The sequence below is a fragment of the Chryseobacterium tagetis genome, from assembly GCF_016735585.2.
In the GTDB taxonomy this organism is placed as follows: domain Bacteria; phylum Bacteroidota; class Bacteroidia; order Flavobacteriales; family Weeksellaceae; genus Chryseobacterium; species Chryseobacterium tagetis.
Map to the genome: position 1 here is coordinate 785,459 of NZ_JAERSE020000003.1, position 20,751 is coordinate 806,209.

Annotated in this window: 16 protein-coding genes; 15 read left to right on the forward strand and 1 reads right to left on the reverse strand. The window is 35.4% G+C overall.

Annotation, left to right across the window (positions count from 1 at the left end; genetic code table 11):
- Window positions 1-131 precede the first annotated feature (131 nt).
- From ilvA to JI747_RS13640, 13 genes are all read left to right on the forward strand, one after another.
- Complete coding sequence (gene ilvA, locus JI747_RS13580) at window positions 132-1,400, forward strand: threonine ammonia-lyase IlvA (protein WP_225689434.1); 1,269 nt, start codon at window positions 132-134, stop codon at window positions 1,398-1,400.
- 296 nt (window positions 1,401-1,696) lie between these two features.
- Window positions 1,697-2,518 (forward strand): alpha/beta fold hydrolase, encoded by an 822-nt coding sequence (locus JI747_RS13585; RefSeq protein WP_225689435.1) that lies wholly within the window; start codon window positions 1,697-1,699, stop codon window positions 2,516-2,518.
- A gap of 19 nt (window positions 2,519-2,537) precedes the next feature.
- Window positions 2,538-2,846, forward strand: coding sequence for a phosphoribosylpyrophosphate synthetase (locus JI747_RS13590; RefSeq protein ID WP_225689436.1), 309 nt, complete (start codon window positions 2,538-2,540; stop codon window positions 2,844-2,846).
- 189 nt (window positions 2,847-3,035) lie between these two features.
- Entirely contained in the window at window positions 3,036-3,668 is a 633-nt protein-coding gene (locus JI747_RS13595) for a hydrolase (RefSeq protein WP_047439490.1), read from the forward strand.
- Window positions 3,669-3,687: 19 nt separating this feature from the next.
- Window positions 3,688-5,076 (forward strand): alginate export family protein, encoded by a 1,389-nt coding sequence (locus tag JI747_RS13600; protein WP_225689437.1) that lies wholly within the window; start codon window positions 3,688-3,690, stop codon window positions 5,074-5,076.
- 192 nt (window positions 5,077-5,268) lie between these two features.
- Window positions 5,269-6,012, forward strand: coding sequence for a M17 family peptidase N-terminal domain-containing protein (locus JI747_RS13605; protein ID WP_225689438.1), 744 nt, complete (start codon window positions 5,269-5,271; stop codon window positions 6,010-6,012).
- Window positions 6,012-7,904, forward strand: a complete 1,893-nt coding sequence (locus JI747_RS13610; RefSeq protein ID WP_225689439.1) for an amidohydrolase — start codon at window positions 6,012-6,014, stop codon at window positions 7,902-7,904. The genes JI747_RS13605 and JI747_RS13610 overlap by 1 nt, the downstream gene beginning before the upstream one ends.
- Before the next feature lie 11 nt (window positions 7,905-7,915).
- Window positions 7,916-8,341, forward strand: a complete 426-nt coding sequence (locus JI747_RS13615; RefSeq protein ID WP_225689440.1) for a DoxX family protein — start codon at window positions 7,916-7,918, stop codon at window positions 8,339-8,341.
- A gap of 1 nt (window position 8,342) precedes the next feature.
- Window positions 8,343-8,816, forward strand: coding sequence for a Dps family protein (locus JI747_RS13620; RefSeq protein WP_225689441.1), 474 nt, complete (start codon window positions 8,343-8,345; stop codon window positions 8,814-8,816).
- Window positions 8,817-8,820: 4 nt separating this feature from the next.
- Complete coding sequence (locus JI747_RS13625; protein WP_225689442.1) at window positions 8,821-9,486, forward strand: YoaK family protein; 666 nt, start codon at window positions 8,821-8,823, stop codon at window positions 9,484-9,486.
- Between the two features lie 45 nt (window positions 9,487-9,531).
- Entirely contained in the window at window positions 9,532-11,775 is a 2,244-nt protein-coding gene (locus JI747_RS13630) for a histidine kinase dimerization/phosphoacceptor domain -containing protein (protein WP_225689443.1), read from the forward strand.
- 22 nt (window positions 11,776-11,797) lie between these two features.
- Entirely contained in the window at window positions 11,798-13,147 is a 1,350-nt protein-coding gene (locus tag JI747_RS13635) for a sigma-54-dependent transcriptional regulator (RefSeq protein WP_225689444.1), read from the forward strand.
- Between the two features lie 297 nt (window positions 13,148-13,444).
- On the forward strand, window positions 13,445-14,065 hold the full coding sequence (locus tag JI747_RS13640; protein ID WP_225689445.1) for a TMEM175 family protein: 621 nt from the start codon (window positions 13,445-13,447) through the stop codon (window positions 14,063-14,065).
- A gap of 667 nt (window positions 14,066-14,732) precedes the next feature.
- On the opposite strand, the gene JI747_RS13645 is transcribed toward JI747_RS13640, so the two are convergent.
- Window positions 14,733-16,301 carry a sigma-54 interaction domain-containing protein gene (locus JI747_RS13645; RefSeq protein WP_225689446.1) on the reverse strand — a complete coding sequence of 523 codons (1,569 nt, stop codon included), beginning with the start codon at window positions 16,299-16,301 and terminating at the stop codon, window positions 14,733-14,735.
- Window positions 16,302-16,513: 212 nt separating this feature from the next.
- Here JI747_RS13645 and JI747_RS13650 point away from each other — a divergent pair, with 212 nt between their 5' ends.
- Window positions 16,514-17,893, forward strand: coding sequence for a rhamnogalacturonidase (locus JI747_RS13650; RefSeq protein ID WP_225689447.1), 1,380 nt, complete (start codon window positions 16,514-16,516; stop codon window positions 17,891-17,893).
- Window positions 17,893-20,748, forward strand: coding sequence for a glycoside hydrolase family 2 protein (locus JI747_RS13655; protein WP_225689448.1), 2,856 nt, complete (start codon window positions 17,893-17,895; stop codon window positions 20,746-20,748). Before JI747_RS13650 ends, JI747_RS13655 begins: the two co-directional genes overlap by 1 nt.
- Window positions 20,749-20,751 lie beyond the last annotated feature (3 nt).

Consider the following 20,751-nt stretch of genomic DNA (forward strand, 5'->3'; position numbering starts at 1 on the left):
AGATAATGTACTCTCGCAAATTCAGCAGATTCATAATTTTAAATCTGCCCAATCAGCAAAATCTGCGAGAATTATAAAAAATCATTAAAACAACTAAGTTTAAAGCCAAAATCAAAGAATCTGTAATATAAATGGAGATGAACAAAACGCTAATATTCCCAACCTTGGAAGCGGTAAAAGAAGCCCGAAAAAGTATAGAAAATGTCGTGAATTATACGCCTTTGCAATACAATGCCCGATTGTCAGAAAAATTTACAGCAAATATTTTCCTGAAAAGAGAAGACCTGCAACCTGTGAGATCATATAAATTGCGAGGTGCCTATAATAAAATCAAAAGCCTTTTCAATGAAGGCAAAGTTTATCAGGGAATAGTTTGCGCAAGTGCCGGAAATCACGGTCAAGGTGTGGCATTTTCCTGTAAACAACTTCAGATCAAAGGAACTATTTTTATGCCGGTCACTACTCCGAAACAAAAGCTGGAACAAGTCGAAATGTTTGGTGGAAGCTTTGTTGAAATTAAATTGGTTGGAGATACATTTGATGCTTCAAAAAATGCAGCTTTAGATTTTGCGAAAACTTCGGGAGCGGCTTTTATTCATCCATTTGATGATGTTCAGATTATTGAAGGACAGGCAACTTTAGCTTTAGAAATTTTAGAACAGCAAAAAGAGAATATTGATTTTGTTTTCATTCCGATTGGCGGTGGTGGTTTAGCTTCGGGAATTTCTACGGTTTTTAAAGAACTGTCAAAAGAAACACAGTTGATTGGAGTTGAACCAAAAGGTGCGCCTTCTATGAAAACTTCTATCGATAATAATCTTAATACAGAACTTTCTGAAGTTGATGGTTTTGTTGACGGTGCCGCGGTGAAAAGAGTAGGAGATTTGACGTTTGAGATTTGTAAGAATGCACTTACAGATTGTATTCCTGTGGATGAAGGGAAAATTTGCGATACGATTCTTCAGCTTTATAATAAGGATGCAATTGTTTTGGAACCAGCCGGAGCGCTTTCTATTTCAGCTTTAGAGCAGTATCGAAATCAGATTAAAGGAAAAAATGTGGTTTGCATTATTAGTGGAAGCAATAACGACATTACGAGAATGGAAGAAATCAAAGAACGTGCTTTGCTTTACAATGGTTTAAAACATTATTTTATGGTCAAATTTCCACAGCGTCCCGGTTCTTTAAAAGATTTTGTATTGAATGTTCTCGGTTCAAATGATGACATCACACATTTTGAATATACTAAAAAAAATTCTAGAGAAACTGCTTTGGCAATTGTCGGAATCGAGCTTTTCAATATTTCTGATTTTAATGGTTTAAAACAAAGAATGCAAGATCTTGGTTATTTTGAATCTTATCTGAATGATAATCCTGATATATTAAATATGATGGTTTAAAATATCAAAGAATGTTCAATGAAAGCTTGTATTTCATATTTTACATTAGAAATGAAAATAATGGTAAATATAAAAAGCACTAAACAAATTTTTTGTTTGGTGCTTTTACTTATAAATATTATATGCTTTTATATAAATCAAAATAATGCATCATAAAATTACGAAATATCGTAATTTAAAAATGAAAATTAATTTAATAAATGTTTTGTAAATCAATGTTTTAAATGTTTTGGGTCGTTTTTTGGCATTATGTTCATAAGTTCAATTATAAATTTTAAAATAAAAATAGTACAACAATGAGCACATTAACATTAAAAGACGGAACAGAAATTTTTTACAAAGATCAAGGACAGGGACCAGTATTGATGTTTCATCACGGTTGGCCTTTATCATCGGACGATTGGGATGCACAGGTGATTTTCTTTTTACAGAGAGGATATAGAGTAATTGCTCATGACAGAAGAGGGCACGGTCGTTCAAGTCAGAATATTTACAATCATACGATCGAACAGTACGCTTCTGATGCAGCAGAATTGGTTGATTTTTTAGGATTGACAGACGTTATTCACATTGGGCACTCAACAGGAGGGGGTGAGGTAATTCGCTACGTCAACAAATACGCTAATGGAAGAGCTAAAAAAGCAGTACTAATCAGTGCGGTTCCTCCAATAATGGTTCAGAATGAAAGCAATCCGGATGGAGTTCCGATGGAAGTTTTTGATAATATCAGAGATCAGACTTTAAATAACAGGCAACAGTTTTATATTGATTTAACAATTCCTTTTTACGGATACAACAGAGAAGGAGCAGTAATTAAAGAAGGAGTACAGAGAAACTGGTGGAGACAGGGTATGATGGGCGGAATTGTTGCTCATTATGATGGAATTAAAGCTTTTTCCGAGACGGATTTCAGAGAAGATTTACAGGCTGTTGAACTTCCTGTTTTATTGCTTCATGGGGAAGATGATCAGATTGTTCCCATCGAAAATGCAACCATCAAAGCGGCAAAATTATTAAAGAACGGAAAACTGATTACTTATCCTGGTTTCCCTCACGGAATGCCGACTACGGAAGCAGAAACCATCAACAACGATATTTTAGCGTTCATTACAGAATAATCCCTACAATTTTTAAGAAATGAATACACAGCCAGCTTTTGATACGTTGACTGAGGCGGTTCAATGGTTGAATCAAAAAGGATTTACAGAAGATTTTAACCTGAAAAACGATTGTATCCTCCTCAATAACTTCCTCAATCTCTATCCAAAAGATTTCAGAATTGAATATACATTTCGTTTTGAAGGCGATACAGATCAGGGTGATGAAGATGTAGTCTACGGGATCGCTTCCGAAAAACATTCTATCAAAGGAATTATGACGAGTGCCTACGGAATTTATGCCGACACAACAAGTGCAGAACTTATTAAAAAACTGACTGTAAACTGATGAAATTTAAACCACAAAAGTCACAAAAGCACTTATTGTCTCAATGAAGATTGTATAAAATTTATATGCTCTTCTTTACGATTCAATAGTAAACTTAAAATAACCAAAGTGTTAATCTTTTGTCTCTTTTGTGGTTAAAATAAAAAATGTAAGTAAAAATCGACATTAAAAAAATAAAAAATAAGTTTTATGAAACCATCAACAAAACTATTATCTCCCGATAATCATGCTCTTGTCCTTATTGATTTTGAAGGTCAGATGGCATTTGCAACAAAAAGTATCTCTATGAACGAACTTCGTAATAATGTTGCTGTAGTTTGCGGAGCTTCAAAAATATTCAACGTTCCGACTATCGTTACAACTGTTGCTGAAGAAAGCTTTGCAGGACCTGTTTTTCCTGAAATCGAAGAAGCATATCCAATTGCCACTTCAGGTTATATCGATAGAACAACAATGAATACCTGGGAAGATGAAAACGCTTACAAAGCGATTACAGGAACTCAGAAACAAAAACTTGTTTTTGCAGGTTTGTGGACGGGAGTTTGTATCGTAGGACCTGCATTATCTGCATTGGAAGAAGGTTACGATGTATATGTAATTACCGATGCTTGTGGAGATGTAACTGATGAAGCCCATGAAAGAGCTGTTCAGAGAATGATTCACGCGGGCGTAAAACCTGTGACCTCAATTCAGTATATTTTAGAATTGCAGAGAGATTGGGCACGTCAGGAAACGTATGTTCCGGTAACGAATCTTATGAAAAAATATGGAGGTTCTTACGGATTGGGAATTCACTATGCTCACAATATGTTGAACCACTAATATTTATATACAATTTTCAATGTTGAAATCAGCACTTTCCCTATCGCTTTTAAAAATTGTCATCTTAACTATCTTTTTTTGTTCTGTAAGTTTATCGGCACAGAGTTTCAAGCTCCTGCGTTACGACGAAAACTATGAATATTTAAAAGATTCTTCAGATACTTTTTATAATAAAGTTAAATTTTTCCCCCTGAATGAAAAGAAAAATATATATCTGTCTTTCGGAGGAGAAGCGCGGTATGAATATGTAGATTTCAACAATGAAGATTGGGGAAGGCTGAATATCGGTCACAACAATTTTTTTCTGCAACGGTATGATGTTCATGCAGATTTGCATTTGGGTGAAAGGGTGAGGATTTTTTCACAGCTTCGAAGTGCTTTGCAGGACGGAAGAAAAAACGGCCCCCGCGGAATCGATGAAGATCAGTTGAGCATTCAGAATCTCTTTATTGATGTAGATCTTTTAAAAAATAAAAATAGAAAACTGACCTCCAGAATCGGAAGACAAGAGTTGGATTATGGCTCAGGAAGACTGATTTCCGTAAGAGAAGGTCCCAACGCGAGGCTTTCTTTTACAGGAGCTAAATTAATGTATTCCCAGAAGAATATTTCAGTCGATGCTTTTGCAATGATGGCAGATAGTATCAATGTCGGATTTTTCGATAATAAAATGTCAAAACAGCTCAATTTGTGGGGATTATATTCCAAAATTATTTTCCCAAAAGCAGGAAATTTGGATTTATATTACATCGGGATCCGAAGAGACGAATCCCAATTTGAAGCCGGAACAGCTAAAGAAAAACGTCATACTGTCGGTGGAAGATTCTGGAAATACGGAGGAGGATTTATTTACAATCTGGAAGCGGCCTATCAGTTCGGAACTTTCGGAGAAGAAAGGATCAGTGCATGGACAGGTTCTGTAGATATCGGATACTTATTTGAAAATGTAAAATTCAAACCAAGTATCAACCTTCGAAACGATTATATTTCCGGTGACAAAGAAAAAAATGACGGAAAACTCCAGACTTTCAATCCTCTGTATCCGAAAGGAGGTTATTTTGGCTTTAGTCCGCAGATTGGTCCTGTTAATTTAATAGATATTCATCCCTACGTCACACTGGATTTAACCTCAAAACTTAAAATGCAGATGGATGCCGTTTTTAACTGGCGATATTCCCTTAACGATGGAGTTTACCGACCAAGCGGAGTATTGAACCGTCCCGGAAGCAGCTCAGACAAAAGATATATCGGAACAGCCTATTTAACCAATTTCACATACAGTTTTAATAGATATATTTCTTTAGTGAGCGGAATTCAGTACTTCAGAAAAGGAGCTTTTATTGAGGATGTTATTCCGAATGCAAAAAGCGGTGTCTTCTACAACATCCGATTAGGATTTAAATTTTAATTATTGAACCCCTCAAATTCTAAATTCTGTCTAACTCTAAAAATTTATTAAGCAGCTATTTGACATGCTCTTAAACTAAACCTCATAGGTTTTTAAAACCTATGAGGTTTGCACAGAAGCAGAGAGATTGTATCACGAATAAAATCCTTACCTCTTTACGATAAACCAACATTAACAATAAAATCATTTATTATGCAACAATCAATTTCAAAATATCTAAACTGGTCAAAAACAATATTCACGGCATTTGTTTTAGCCACTTCAGCAACCAGTTTCGTTTCCGCACAAACAACGGAAACAAAAACGGCGATTGGAACTACTACAACATGGGGGACGGTTGACGGAGTTTCCGTTGTCGGACTTGTTCAGGGACCTTCTGCGGCAATGGCAGATTTGCAGATTGCCTGCGTTTTCGAATATACTGACGGCGACATTTTCAATCCACCTGCTTTACCCAAAGAACTCAACGGAATGGTTCATTTGGATGATGCTTTAAAAGGAGCAATCACTGATGTAAGAAAAACCGGAAAATTCAAAGGTCATGCCTTGGAAACATTATTAATAACGCCACCAAAAGGAAGTTTATCCTCTAAGAAATTATTGTTAATCGGATTGGGAAACAGAAATTCCTTCGATGCTGAATTAATGAAAGAAGTGGGAAGCGTGGCAATGAGAGAAGCCTTAAAACTAAAAATAAAAACCGTGTCTTTTGCCAGCGATATCAAAGATGCAGGAATCGATTCTCCAACAGCTTTGGTAGCAGAAAATGTAGTATTAGGTGCTTTTGATGCATATCGAGCTCAATCTTATTTAAACCAAAGACATTTATCCGAAAAAATAACGGTTCAGAAGCTGATTTTATTGGCAGGTCCTGCATTTTTCAATGTTGCTGGAGGTGGAATTAAAGAAGCAATCACAAAATTGAATACTAAGTAATGATGAAGGCAGATCTAATCTTATACAACGGAAAAATTTACAGTTTCAATCAGGAAACACCGGATATTTCAGCAGTGGCGATTAAAGAAGGAAAAATTATCGCGGTTGGAAATGATGGTTTGGTAGATCAATTTTCAGATGTATCCACAAAATTGATTGATTTAAAAAAGAAAAGAGTCGTTCCGGGGATCAATGATTCTCATATTCACCTGATTCGTGGGGGATTAAATTATAATCTTGAATTACGTTGGGATGGAGTACCTTCCTTAGCAGATGCTTTGAGAATGCTGAAAGATCAGGTTGACAGAACGCCTTCTCCGCAATGGGTCCGTGTAGTTGGCGGTTGGTCAGAATTTCAATTTGCTGAAAGAAGAATGCCGACGTTGGAAGAAATTAATGCTATTGCTCCTGAAACTCCTGTTTTTATCCTGCATTTGTACGACCGGGCTTTGATGAACCGAGCGGCTCTGAAAGCAGTTGGATTTACAAAGAATACCCCTGCTCCCGCTGGTGGATATATTGAAAGAGATGCAAACGGAGAACCGACAGGATTGATTATCGCAACACCAAACGCAATGATTTTGTATTCGACTTTAGCACAAGGTCCGAAATTGTCGTATGAACATCAGGTGAATTCTACGAGACATTTTATGAAAGAACTGAACCGCTTCGGAATTACCAGTGTTATTGATGCAGGTGGTGGTTTTCAGAATTTTCCGGATGATTATCAGGTGGTGAATGAATTAAATGAAAAAAAACAGCTTACCGTAAGAATTGCCTACAATCTTTTTACCCAAAAACCAAAACATGAATTTGAAGATTTCAGTGAATGGATTGATACTGTAAAGCTGCATCAAGGGGATGATATGTATCGACACAACGGGGCAGGAGAGATGTTGGTATTTTCGGCGGCAGATTTTGAAGATTTTCTACAGCCAAGACCTGATTTACCTGAAAATATGGAAGCCGATCTCGAAAAAGTGGTCAGATTGTTAGTCGAAAACCGTTGGCCTTTCCGACTTCATGCAACGTACAACGAAAGCATTACGAGGTTTTTAAATGTTTTTGAAAAAGTAAATCAGGATATTCCTTTCAACGGCTTGCCATGGATTTTTGATCATGCTGAAACCATTGATGAAAAAAATATAGAAAGAGTAAAAATGTTGGGCGGAGGAATCGCGATTCAAAGCAGAATGGCTTATCAGGGCGAATATTTTACAGATCGTTACAGTTCTGCGGCCGCAGAAAGCACTCCTCCAATCAAAAAAATGCTGGAAATGGAAGTTCCAGTGGGTGGAGGTTCGGATGCAACGAGAGTAAGCAGTTATAATCCTTGGGTTTCCATGTATTGGTTAACAGTTGGGAAAACGGTTGGCGGACTTCAGTTGTATCACGAAACAAGATTAGACCGCAAAACAGCGCTTGAATTATACACGAAAGGAAGTGCGTGGTTTTCTCAGGAACAGCAGAAAAAAGGAGATATTCAAGTAGGGATGTTTGCCGATTTGGCTGTTTTAGATAAAGATTTTTTCACCGTTGAAGACGAAGAAATAAAAAATATAGAATCTGAAATGACAGTTGTTGACGGAAAAATTGTCTATGCAAAAGGAGAATTCTCATCATTTGCACCGCCATCAATTCCTGTCCTTCCCGATTGGTCCCCTACGAATTTATATAACGGTTATTATCCTGTCGGCGGACATTTTCAGAAAGAAATTGAGAAGAATACACAATCTCAATTAAAAGCACCTTTGATTTCTCAAATTCACAGTTGTGCAGGAAGTTGCGATGTTCATGAGCACAATCATAATGCAGCGAGAATGAGCAATCTTCCTGTTAATAATTATCACTCATTTTGGGGTGCGTTGGGCTGTTCTTGTTTTGCTTTTTAAACTTAAAAATTATGGAAATTTTAAAACAAATTTTAACCTCAGATTTGGGTTCGTCATTTAACGATATTGCCTTTCTGATCTTCCGTGTGCTACTTGGAATTCAATTATTCAGAGTTCATGGATTAAAGAAATTCAGGCTGGAAAACGGACAGAAAGAAATCATTCCGAATCCGCTCGGACTACCCGATAAAATGAATGCTTTGGTAGCTTCATTTGCTGATTTGATCGTTCCTTTTTTAATCATCTTAGGGTTGGGAACAAGACTGGCGGTTTTGCCAACAATTGGTGTAACAGCCATCGGATATTTTGTAGTTCACAGAAAAGATTCTCTGGAAGTTCGCGATGTTCCGTTTATGTACACCTTATCATTATTACTCATTCTTGCTCTTGGCGCAGGAAAATATTCACTCGATTATTACTTATTAAATCATATTTAAAATGAACACTTCAATTGGAATTAAAAACGAAAATTTAGCAAAAGTTGCTGAAAAATTAGTAGAAACTTTAGCAGATGAATTTGTCCTATATACAAAAACAAAAAAAGCCCACTGGAACATAGAAGGGCAGGACTTTTACAACAAACATCTGTTTTTTGAAGCACAATATCAGCAGTTAGACGGAATTATTGATACTATTGCTGAAAGAATCAGAACATTAGGACATTACGCTCCTGCGACACTGAGAGAATATCTTTCATTAACGCACCTTTCAGAGCATCATTTAGAATCGAACGACAGTATAACATATATTAAAACCCTGCTTTCTGATCATGAAAGTATCTTAATTCATCTTCGTGAAAATATAGAAAATTTTGCTGTTGAATTTCGTGATGCCGGAACAAGTGATTTTATCACCGGATTATTGGAAATTCACGAAAAAATGGCATGGATGCTTCGTTCTCATTTAAAATAAAATAATGGAAGTAAAACATAATATTGGCTATGTCACATTGCTGCTCACAATGATTGCAGGCTATTGTGATACGGTAACTTTTGTATCGGCAGATGCTATTTTTTCGGCCCATGTTACAGGAAACTTTATTGTATTTGCCTACCAGTTTGTGAAAGGATCCGATATTCATGCTTGGGTAAAGCTACTCACATTTCCGGTCTTTATTTTAGCCGTAATGGTTGGTGGAAGAATTGCAGGAAAAGCACTTAATCATTATACGATTTTGTGCTGGGAAGGTATTTTATTATTGTTAAGCGGAGTTATTGTTGCTGTTTTACATTATAATAATGTCTTCGAAGAATGGATGATGTATGCAATAACGATGATGGCAGTTTTTGCAATGGGACTTCAGAATGCCTTTGGAAAGCTGTATGCAAAGGAAACGCACGGACCAACTACGATGATGACAGGAAACGTCACTCAGGCTTCTTTAGATTTCGGAACACTGTTGAAAAACGGATTCCATCATCCGGAAGCTTTAGATAGTTTGAAAAAACAGTTGATTACCATTTTAGGTTTTTTGGTTGGTTGTTTTTTAGGTGCATATGCAGGAAAGGAATTCGGTTTGGTAACACTTGTCTTACCTGGTTTGGCGATGTTGATTTGCTATTTTTATCACCGTAAAATTTAGGGAGCAACATTGGTAAATAAAAGCATAATAGATTATCTTTAAACAATGAAATTCACTTTTACCTCTTGGCGTATTTTATCTTCAATAATATTGCTTTTTTCTGCTTTTTTAATAGTAAACGGTCAACCAAAAGAAGATCCAAAACAATTGGAAAAAGAAATTAGTAAAGCAGGAAATAATACGCAGAAAGTTGAATTGCTTATCAGATTAAGCGACTATTATCTTACGAAAGAAGGTGAAATAAAATCAGATATAGATAAGGCAAATCAGTTGAGGCAGGAAGGTCAGAAACTGAGCAATTCTTTAGGATATAAATTAGGAACCGGAAAGCTGATGCTTTTGGAGGCGCAGATTACCCGTGAAAAAGGAGATTCTAAAACCGCACAGAAAAAGACCAATGAAGCACTTTCGTATGCGATAAAAAACAACCTGTCTGTTCTTCCCGATATATACCGCGAGCTTTGTGCTTATGAAGGTTATGAAGAAGAAGATTTCAGAAAGAAAATAAAATATCTTGAATTGGCAGTACCGCTTTATAAGAAATATAAATTTTTCAAAAAAGAAGGTGATGCCTTAAAAGATTTGGGAGATTATTACAGCATTATAGGGGAGAATCAAAAATCTTTGGAGCTCCTCGAAAATGCGGTGAATATTTATAAATCTATAGGTTTCAAGGAACTTCAAGGTGTTTATACCCTAATGTCGGGAAATTACGGAATACTACAAAATGCACAAATGTCTTTGCAATACGCACTTTTAGCGGAAAAAACAGCAGAATATGTAGATGATAAAAGTTATCAGTGGTGTACAATTTACAATCATTTGGGATTGGCTTACTATGATGTTTTAAAATATACTCAGGCTTTTGCTAATTTCGAAAAATCGCTGGATTTGGCTGTGAAATACAAAAATATTAGTGATATTAATGTCTTAACGTATAATTTAGCCTCCTTATATTGTCAGCAAAAGAATTATCGTGCAGCATTACGAACGTTGAAAAGAACCGAGAAAACATATCCTCCGACAGACGAATTGACCAAAGTCAGACAGCTTTTTATGTTTACAATATGCTATTCTTTACTAAAACAACCTCATAAAGCAGAACCTTATTATCAGGAATTATTGAAAAAATATAAAGAATCTGAGGTGGGGCTGTATTACAAACTCAACGGAATCATTATTTATCTTCAAAACTCAGGTCACGCAGAAGAAACCTATGCATATCTTGAGAAATTTAAAGAATTTGCTAAAAAATCCAACCAGCTCATTTTGTATTCACAGATTGAGCTGTTAACCTACCAGTCTGATCATGCCAATAAAAAATACGAATCGGCAATAAAACACTTGAAACAGCATCAGATTTTTAGAGACTCACTTTTTAATATGGAGAAGCTAAAACATTCTGAGGCTCTGGAGCTTCAGTTTGAAACAGAAAAGAAAGATAAAAACATTAAACTGCTTACCCACCAGCGAAAATTACAGGAAGCAAAAATTCAAAATGAAAAAGTAATTCGGTATGTTTTTATAGGAAGTATCTTAGTTCTGCTTCTTTTTGCTGCTTTACTGTACAATCGTTCAAGGCTGAAATCAAATGCAAATAAAAAGTTAGAATCAAAGAGAAAACAGATTGACGAACAAAACGAGCAGCTGAAAAAATTACTTTCCGAAAAAGAATGGCTTTTAAAGGAAATTCATCATCGTGTAAAGAATAACTTGCAGATTGTTATTAGTTTACTGAATACACAATCCGCTTATTTAGACAATGAAGATGCGTTGTTAGCCATTCAGAACAGCCAGCACAGAATGCATGCGATGTCTTTGATTCATCAGAAATTATATCAGTCAGACAATCTTTCGACGATTGATATGTCGTGGTATATTTATGAATTGATTGCTTACATCAAAGAATGCTATTCATCAGAAAAGAAGATTCAGTTTACGATGGATACAGAAAAAGTTTTCCTGGATGTTGCACAAGCCGTTCCGATGGGACTTATTGTGAATGAGGCAATTAATAATACGGTGAAATATGCATTTCCGGACGATCGGAAAGGCGAAGTTAAAGTTTCGTTTAAAAGTGTTGAAAATGATTCTTATGAACTGATTATTTCAGATAACGGAATAGGTCTTCCAAAAGACTTTAATATTGACGAAACCGAATCTTTGGGAATGAACTTAATGAGAGGACTGACCGATCAGCTGGACGGAATTTTTTCTCTTGAAAATGAAGATGGTTTAACTATAAAAATAACATTTAAGAAAAACATAGAAATGGAAACTTCAAAATAAGAAGCGGAAATTTTAAATAACAATGAAAGAAAAAATTTTAATTGTAGAAGATGAGTTTATTGTCGCCAATGATCTCAAAATTATGTTAATAAAAGCCGGATATCAGGTGACGGGAATTGCTTCTTCTGTGATTCAGGCAAGAAAATCCATTGCCGAAAAAAGACCGGATTGGGTACTTCTCGACATCATGCTGAAAGGCGATCTTACAGGAATTGATCTTGCGTGGGAATTGCGCGAGATCAATCTTCCGTTTTTATACATTTCTGCAAATACAAACCAGTCGACACTTGAGGCGGTGAAGGAAACCCAACCTTACGGATTTATGGTAAAGCCCTTCAGAGAAAGGGATCTCATCGTTATGCTCGACATAGCCAAATATCGTTTTGATATTGAAAAAGGATGTGAATTCATTAAAAATTCAGACAGCGAATCGATTGAAGGAATCATCGGAAAAAGTAAGGTGCTTCAGGATGTTGTTGAAAAAGTAAGAGTGGTGGCTCCAACAGATACTTCGGTTTTGGTAGTCGGAGAAAGTGGTACAGGAAAAGAAAAAATAGCCCATTCTGTTCATGAACTTTCCGAGAGGAAATCTCAGCCGATTGTGATTGTCAATTGTGCGGCATTGCCTTTATCTTTAATTGAATCCGAACTTTTCGGGCATGAAAAGGGAAGCTTTACAGGAGCGAATACACAAAGAATCGGGAAGTTTGAACAAGCAAACGGAGGAACTATATTTTTGGACGAAATTGGTGAATTACCATTAGATTCTCAGGTGAAATTATTGAGAGTTCTACAGGAAAAAGAAATCGAAAGACTAGGCGGAAATAAAACCATTAAAGTTAACGTAAGAATCGTTGCAGCAACCAATCGTTCTCTTGAAAAAGAAGTTGCAGAAGGCAGATTCCGACTAGATTTATATTACAGATTAAATGTTTTCCCGATTGAATTACCAGCTTTGAGAGAAAGAAAAGAAGACATCGAATTGTTAGCCAATTTTTTCCTCAATAAATATGCAACAGCTTCCAGAAGAAATATAACTTCCATCAGCAAAAATGCTGTAGAACAATTATTAAATTACAGCTGGCCGGGAAATATCCGTGAACTGGAGCATTTGATTGAAAGAAGCGTTCTTTTGGCAAAAACCAATGAAATTGAAAACGTTGAACTTCCCAAAAATACTCAGGAATCAGTTGAGAACAAAGGTGTTTTGAAATCAATGGAAGAAATGGAAAGAGAACACATTATGAATGCACTTCAGAATTGTGGCGGGAAAGTTTCAGGAATCGGAGGTGCTGCAGAATTATTGAAGATCCAACCGCAGACTTTATATTCAAAAATGAAAAAACTGGGAATTGATAAAGGATATAAGTAAATATACATCGATTTTGTCATTCTGAATGCAGCAAATCGGAGTGAAGAATCTCTAATATTCTCTCATAAGATTTTCCCTTCGTCAGAAATCAATGATGCGGCGTAGCCAATGGCAAAAAACATAAACGATCCATTCAATAGGAGCGGACTTTAGTCCGCTTTTCAATAAACGTAAAATATAAAGGCTTTAGCCAAAATTTATTTAAAAAAATTCAATAAAAACTAATCTTCAATTTTACCGAAGATAAAATCCTTGCGCCTTTACAATCAGCAACAAAAACAAACAAAATAATCAGTCATGGAAAAAGAAACCGTAAGAATAGAAGGCTTCAGCGATGCCGTTTTTGCCATTGCAGTCACACTTTTGGTATTGGATCTTCATGTTCCGGAAAAGGATACTATAAAAAACGGGAGTGACATTTTGGTGTATATCAAAAATCAATGGCCGGCTTTTTTGGCTTTCATCCTTTCGTTCTTTAGCATTTTCATCATGTGGGTGAACCATCATAAAATTTTTAAGCAGATTTACAGTCGAAATTCAGCGATTATGTTTGCAAACGGATTGATTCTCTTTTTAGTTTCTGCAGTTTCATATCCGACAGCTTTACTGGCCCGTTATTTTGACGGAGAAGCTTCCTCTGTCGTAGTAGCTCTGTATACGGGAATTTTTGTTTTCATTAATCTTGCTTACAATCTTCTCTGGTTTTTGGCGAGTCGCGATAAAAAACTGCTCCGTCCGGGAATTACAGATCTAGCCATCAGAAAAATTCATAATAATTACCTTTACGGATTACCGATTTACGTAATAGCACTCATTTTTTCCTTTTGGATTCCTGTCGTTTCATTAATGATCATCCTAGGACTTTGGATCTTTTGGGCATTATCTTCCGGGAAAATTGAGATAAATATGAAAGAATAAGTTCCTTTAAACCATTAAGATATTATTTAAGAAGTGTAGAATATTTAAGTATGATTTGAAAAAAATAAAATATACATCAGCTTCATAAAATCAATGAAATTGATTCAATCTTTGCTCTCTTAAATCAGAAACAAAAAAAAAATAATTCTTTGCGTCAAAAAATGATAGATAAAAATTTCGCAACATTATTTTCCGAGAAAATTGAGATGAGTATGAAAGAATAAGTTCCTTTAAACCATTAAGATATTATTTAAGAAGTGTAGAATATTTAAGTATGATTTGAAAAAAGTAAAATATACATTAGCTTCATAAAATCAATGAAATTGATTCAGTCTTTGCTCTCTTAAATCAAAAACAAGAAAAATAATTCTTTGCGTCAAAAAATGATAGATAAAAATTTCGCAACATTATTTTCCGAGAAAATTGAGATGAGTATGAAAGAATAAGTTCCTTTAAACCATTAAGATATTATTTAAGAAGTGTAGAATATTTAAGTATGATTTGAAAAAAGTAAATATACATTAGCTTCATAAAATCAATGAAATTGATTCAGTCTTTGCTCTCTTAAATCAGAAAGAAGAAAAATAATTCTTTGCGTCAAAAAAATGATAATTAAAGATCTTAATTAACTTAAATCCTTTACTAAAAAATCTTAACAGATTAAAAACTATTCATTTCCTCTAAAATAATGCCCCTTTTTAATCCCTAACTTCTGCATTTTAGAAATCAATGTTGTAGAAGGCAAACCCAATAAAACAGCAGCCCCATTTTTACCGGAAATTCTTCCGTTACATCTTGAAACAGCTTTTAAAATATACTCCCTTTCAATCTCCTGCAATGGTTTGATCTGAAAATCCTGATGATCATTTTGAACAGTTATGGCTTTTGGGAGATTTATTTCTTTGATGATGTTGTCTTTCGCAGTTAAAATACTTCTTTCTATTATATTTTCCAGCTCACGAATATTTCCCAGCCAAGGATTTTCGATCATCTGATTCATTACTTTTTGTGAGAATCCGGTGATTTTTTTTCCTGTTTTTATGTGTAGTTTTTTCAGAAAATATTCTGCCAATAATGGAATATCTTCTTTTCTTTTTCTCAAAGCGGGTAATTCAATAGGAAAAACATTCAGACGATAGAACAAATCACTTCTGAAGTTTCCTTCAAGTACTTCTTTTTCCAGATTTCTGTTCGTGGCGGTAATGACTCTTGCATTCACTTTGATTCTTTTATTTCCTCCAATTCGTTCAATCTCTTTTTCCTGTAAAACCCTTAATAATCGACCCTGCAATTCTAAAGGAAGTTCGCCGATTTCATCCAGAAAAATAGTGCTGTTGTGAGCTTCCTCAAATTTTCCTTTTCTCTGCTCCGTTGCTCCTGTAAAGCTTCCTTTTTCGTGTCCGAAAAGTTCGGATTCGATGAGGTTCGCCGGAATGGCTGCACAGTTGATTCTGACCATTTTCTTATTAGAAAAATTAGAAAGCTGATGAATAGCCTGAGCAATCAATTCCTTTCCTGTACCTGTTTCTCCATGAATCAGAACATTAGATTCAGATGGAGCAACCTGTGAGATTTTCTCAAAAATATCCTTCATGATCTTACTTTCTCCGATAATTCCCTGAAATCCATGTTCCGATTTTTGAGAAACCTCTGTTTCTATCTCAATTTGTGAATTTCCATTCTGGATTTCAAGATTCTTAAACTTTTCCGTGAGAGAAATATTTCTGATGGTGATGGATAGCTGTGTAGAAATTTGGGTTAAAATTCTTTCATTGATGCCACCTAACGAAACAAAATTCTTATAAAATAGAAAGATGATATTTATGGTTTCGTCAACAGAAGGCAGACAAAAACCAATGACAGAGCGCATTTCTTTATTCTTGGCTTCAAAAAAGAATGTTTTAGTTTCTTTAAAATCTTTGAGATCGGAAAGAACAACTTCAGGAGAATTGATGCACTGTTGAAAATAGCTTATCAAAGACTGATTTTGGGCAGACTGAACTTGAAACGTAGAATAAAAAATTTCGCTTTCTTTATGTTGCTCATCAATTTGCAAAACTAAGCATTCATTAAATCCAAATTCTTCTTTGAAAGACTGCTGTAAAGCCTGTCCAAAACTTTTTTTATCCAAAGCCTTTGAAAATGAACGGTTCAGCGCAGATAGAACAGACCATTCTTTCTGCATTTCCTGAAGACGTTGGGTAATAATGGAATTCTGATCAGGTCTTGTATCCATAAAAGAATTAGAAATAAAAGTTAAAGATAATGAAATTGGGAGAGATTTCTTTAGTGAAACAAGTTTTAAAATAATAAAAACTTATACCTTTCTGATATCTAAAATCAAAATTTCCACATGAAAGAGCAGGATACCGTAAGCTTTTAAAATGTATACTTTTATTTTTGTTAATTAGTTTAGTTAAAATAATTCAGGATTCACAGCAAAAAGTTATGAAACTTTCAAAGACATCTGGCGTATTAGGCGCTCTATTTATACTTTTTTTCTCCTCAACGGAAGTTAAAAGTCAGGATAAATTTCCCGACGGAACCGCGATTCCAAAATGGTTTAAAGAAAATAAACCTACAGACATCAACAGATTAGGAAAAAAATACATTCTTACTGATAATGGGTTGAAGAATGACAGTACTGTTCTTCAGACTAAACAATTTCAGGCGGTTATTGATAACGCAGCTAAAAACGGAGGCGGAGTAATCGTCGTACCTAAAGGAACTTTCCTCATTAGTTCTGTGTTTTTTAAACAGGGAACTCATTTATATTTAGAGAACGGAGCCAAATTAAAAGGAAGCGACGATATCAATGATTTTCCGGTAGTCACCACCAGAATGGAAGGTCAAACCGTGAAATATTTTCCGGCTATCATTAATGCAGACGGATTGGATGGCTTTACCATTTCAGGAAAAGGAACTCTTGACGGAAATGGATTGAGGTACTGGAAATCATTCTGGAAAAGACGCGAATGGAATCCTAAATGTACCAATATGGATGAAATGCGACCTAGAATTATCTATGTTTCCAACTCAAAAAATATTCAGATTGAAGGAATTACAGTAAAAAATTCTCCGTTTTGGAGTACTCATTACTATAAAAGTGAATTCGTAAAATTATTAAACTTAACGATTTTAGCACCGAAAGAACCTGTAAAAGCACCGAGTACAGATGCAATTGATATCGATGCCTGTACCAATTTTCTGGTGAAAAACTGCTATCTGTCTGTCAATGACGATGCCATTGCTTTAAAAGGTGGAAAAGGCCCGAAAGCCGACAGAGCTCCTGAAAATGGAGAAAACAGAAACATCATTATCGAAGACAATACGTTCGGATTCTGTCATTCTGCATTGACTTGCGGAAGTGAATCGATTCACAATTACAATATTCTTTTCAGAAATTCAACGGTAAAAGATGCATCAAGATTATTACACCTGAAAATGCGTCCCGATACTCCACAACATTACGAATACATCACGCTTGATAATATCAAAGGAAATGTGAAAACGTTTTTATATGTAAAAGGATGGAGCCAGTTTTTTGACTTAAAAGGCGAAGAAAAGCCGAAAAGATCTTTGGCTAATAATGTAGTTTTAAAAAATATCGATATCAGTTGTGAAACTGCTTTTGCAGTTGAAAAATCAGATTTATATGAGTTACAGGATTTCACGTTTGAAAATCTTACAATAAAAGCATTAAAGCCTGAAGAACAAAACTTAAGTGCGATTCAAAACTTAAAACAAATCAAGGTAAATGTTACTAAAGTAGCTTCTTTAGGACAGACTTACGATAAAAAAGACGACTCCGACATTGCTACAAAATAATGAGTTTTTCTTCCAAAATATTCGCTTTTTTATGTGTTTGCTCACAGCTTTTATTTTCTCAGTCTAAGGAAATTCAATTCCTGAGTGGGAAAGATGCAGAGCATACCAAAGAATGGGATTTTTGGATCAGCGGAGGCCGGAAATCGGGAAGTTGGGACAACATTAATGTGCCTTCTCATTGGGAGCAGCAGGGTTTCGGTTCTTACAATTATGGTCGCGATTATGTGACGTATGGACGAAACTTTAAATTTAATGATGAAGTAGGTTTGTATAAACATCATTTTATGATTCCCAATTCTTGGAAAGGAAAAGCCATCAATATTGTTTTTGAAGGCTCTATGACCGATACCGAAGTGAAAATCAACGGACAATTGGCAGGAGCAGTTCATCAGGGAGCCTTTTATGAATTTAAATATGATATTTCAGATAAAATTCAGTTTGGAAAAGAAAATATTCTGGAAGTAGAAGTTTCCAAAATGTCGGCTGATAAATCGGTCAATAATGCAGAAAGATTAGCTGATTATTGGATTTTGGGAGGAATTTTTCGCCCGGTGTACTTGGAAGCAAACCCGAAAGAATATATTACATCAACAGCTATTGAAGCCAAAGCGGACGGAACGTTTCGTTCTAATGTTCATGTAAAAGGAATCAATACCGCTAACATTATAAAGGTAGAATTATTTGATGTCAAAAATAATTTAGTTGGCGAATCTCAGGTTCAAATCCAAAAAGGAGATACTTTAAAACATATTCAGTTTTCCGTAAAAAATCCAAAACTTTGGACGGCAGAAACTCCGAATTTGTACAAAGCAAAATTTACTTTAACCAAAAACAAAAAAACAATCAGTCAAACCGAAGAAAAATTTGGTTTCAGAACGATTGAAATCCGAAAAGGCGACGGAATTTTTATCAATGGTACCAAAGTGAAAATGAAAGGCATCAACCGCCACGTTTGGTGGCCGGAAACGGGTAGAGCTGTTACAGAAAATATAGATTTAATGGATGTTCAGCTTATCAAAGAAATGAATATGAATGCGGCTCGTTGTTCCCATTATCCACCCAACAAATCATTTTTTAAAATTTGCGATTCACTTGGTTTATACGTTTTGGATGAATTGGCTGGCTGGCAAAAAAAATACAGCACGGAACTTGGGAAAAAACTCGTGAAAGAAATGGTGATGAGAGATGCCAATCATCCTTCCATTATTTTCTGGAGCAACGGAAATGAAGGCGGACATAATTTTGATTTGGATGCAGAATTTGCAAAATATGATCTGTCAAATCGTCCCGTCATTCACGCACACCATAAACCGGGAAATGCTTTCAACGGAATTGACTGTAATCACTACGAAGATTATTACAGCACAAAAAACATCCTGGAAGGCGAAAATATCTATATGCCGACCGAATTTTTACACGCACAGGATGACGGTGGTGGCGGAACTTCTTTAGCCGATTACTGGGAACTTCACTGGAATTCTAAGAAAGGAGCGGGAGGATTTCTCTGGGCTTTTGTGGATGAAGGGTTGGTAAGAACCGATTTTAATCATCAGATTGATGTGAATGCGATTAATGCGCCCGACGGAGTGTTGGGTCCACATCGTGAAAAAGAAGGGAGTTTTTATGCCATCCGCGAAATTTACAGTCCGGTAAAAATTGATTTAAAAACGCTTCCAGATGATTTTAATGGAATCATTCCTGTAGAAAACCGGTATCATTTTACGAATCTGAAGGATTGTCAGTTCGAATGGAAATTAGTTAAGTTTAAAACATCATTTTCTTCTGAATCCGGATTTGATGTAATAAAAACAGGAAAAGTAGAATCTCCGGCTATTCAACCGACGGAGAAAGGAAATATCAATTTAAATCTTCCATCGAATTGGAAAGAAAATGAAGCATTATTGTTAACGGCAACCGATTCTTTCGGAAAAGAAATTTACACCTGGACTTGGAAAATTAATACTAATGAAGAAATTTCAAAACAGTTTTCTAAATCTTTAAGTAAAGAATTTCCGGTTTCTGTTGCAGAAAATGATTCATTGTATATTCTGAAATCTGATGAAAAAGAATTTGGCATCGGGAAAAAAGATGGCTTGTTAAAATCTGTCGTGGTTGATAAAAAAGGCAAAAAAATGACCTTCAGAAACGGTCCTGTTTTCGTGAATGGGACAATGGAATTATCATCCATAAAATCTTTTGCAGAAGGACAGAATCAAAATATAGAAGCAACCTATAAAAACGGCAATAAAATTCTTTGGAAGCTCAATCCAAAAGGAGTTTTAGAATTAAACTACGAATATTCGCTTTCGGGAGATTACCCGTTTGCAGGAGTAAGTTTTGATTATCCTGAAAATTACGTCATCAGTGCAAAATGGTTGGGAAAAGGACCTTATCACGTTTGGAAAAATAGAACCCAGGGACAGACTTATAATGTCTGGCAGAATTTAAAGAACTCAACAAGAACCGGACAGTCTCCTTGGATTTATCCTGAATTTAAAGGCTATTTTGATGACATTTCCTGGATGCAACTGGATACAGCAGAAGGAAAGATCACTATCGGGACAAAAGAAGAAAAAATGTTCGTGAGACTTTTCGATTTTTATGGAATTTACGGAGCAGAAGGTTATCCGAAATTGCCAAGTGGAAATATTTCATTTTTAGATGCCATTCCGCCTTTGGGAACCGTTTTGGCGTTTAACATTAATGATAAAACCGAATCTTTAGGATTGGAAAGTGAACCCAATCATCTGAACGGAACATTTAAAAGAACATTATATTTCTATTTTGGATTGCCGGATCTGGGTAATGAAAATAAGCAATTTACAATGCCAAAAGAAAATATTTTAACCGATTAAATG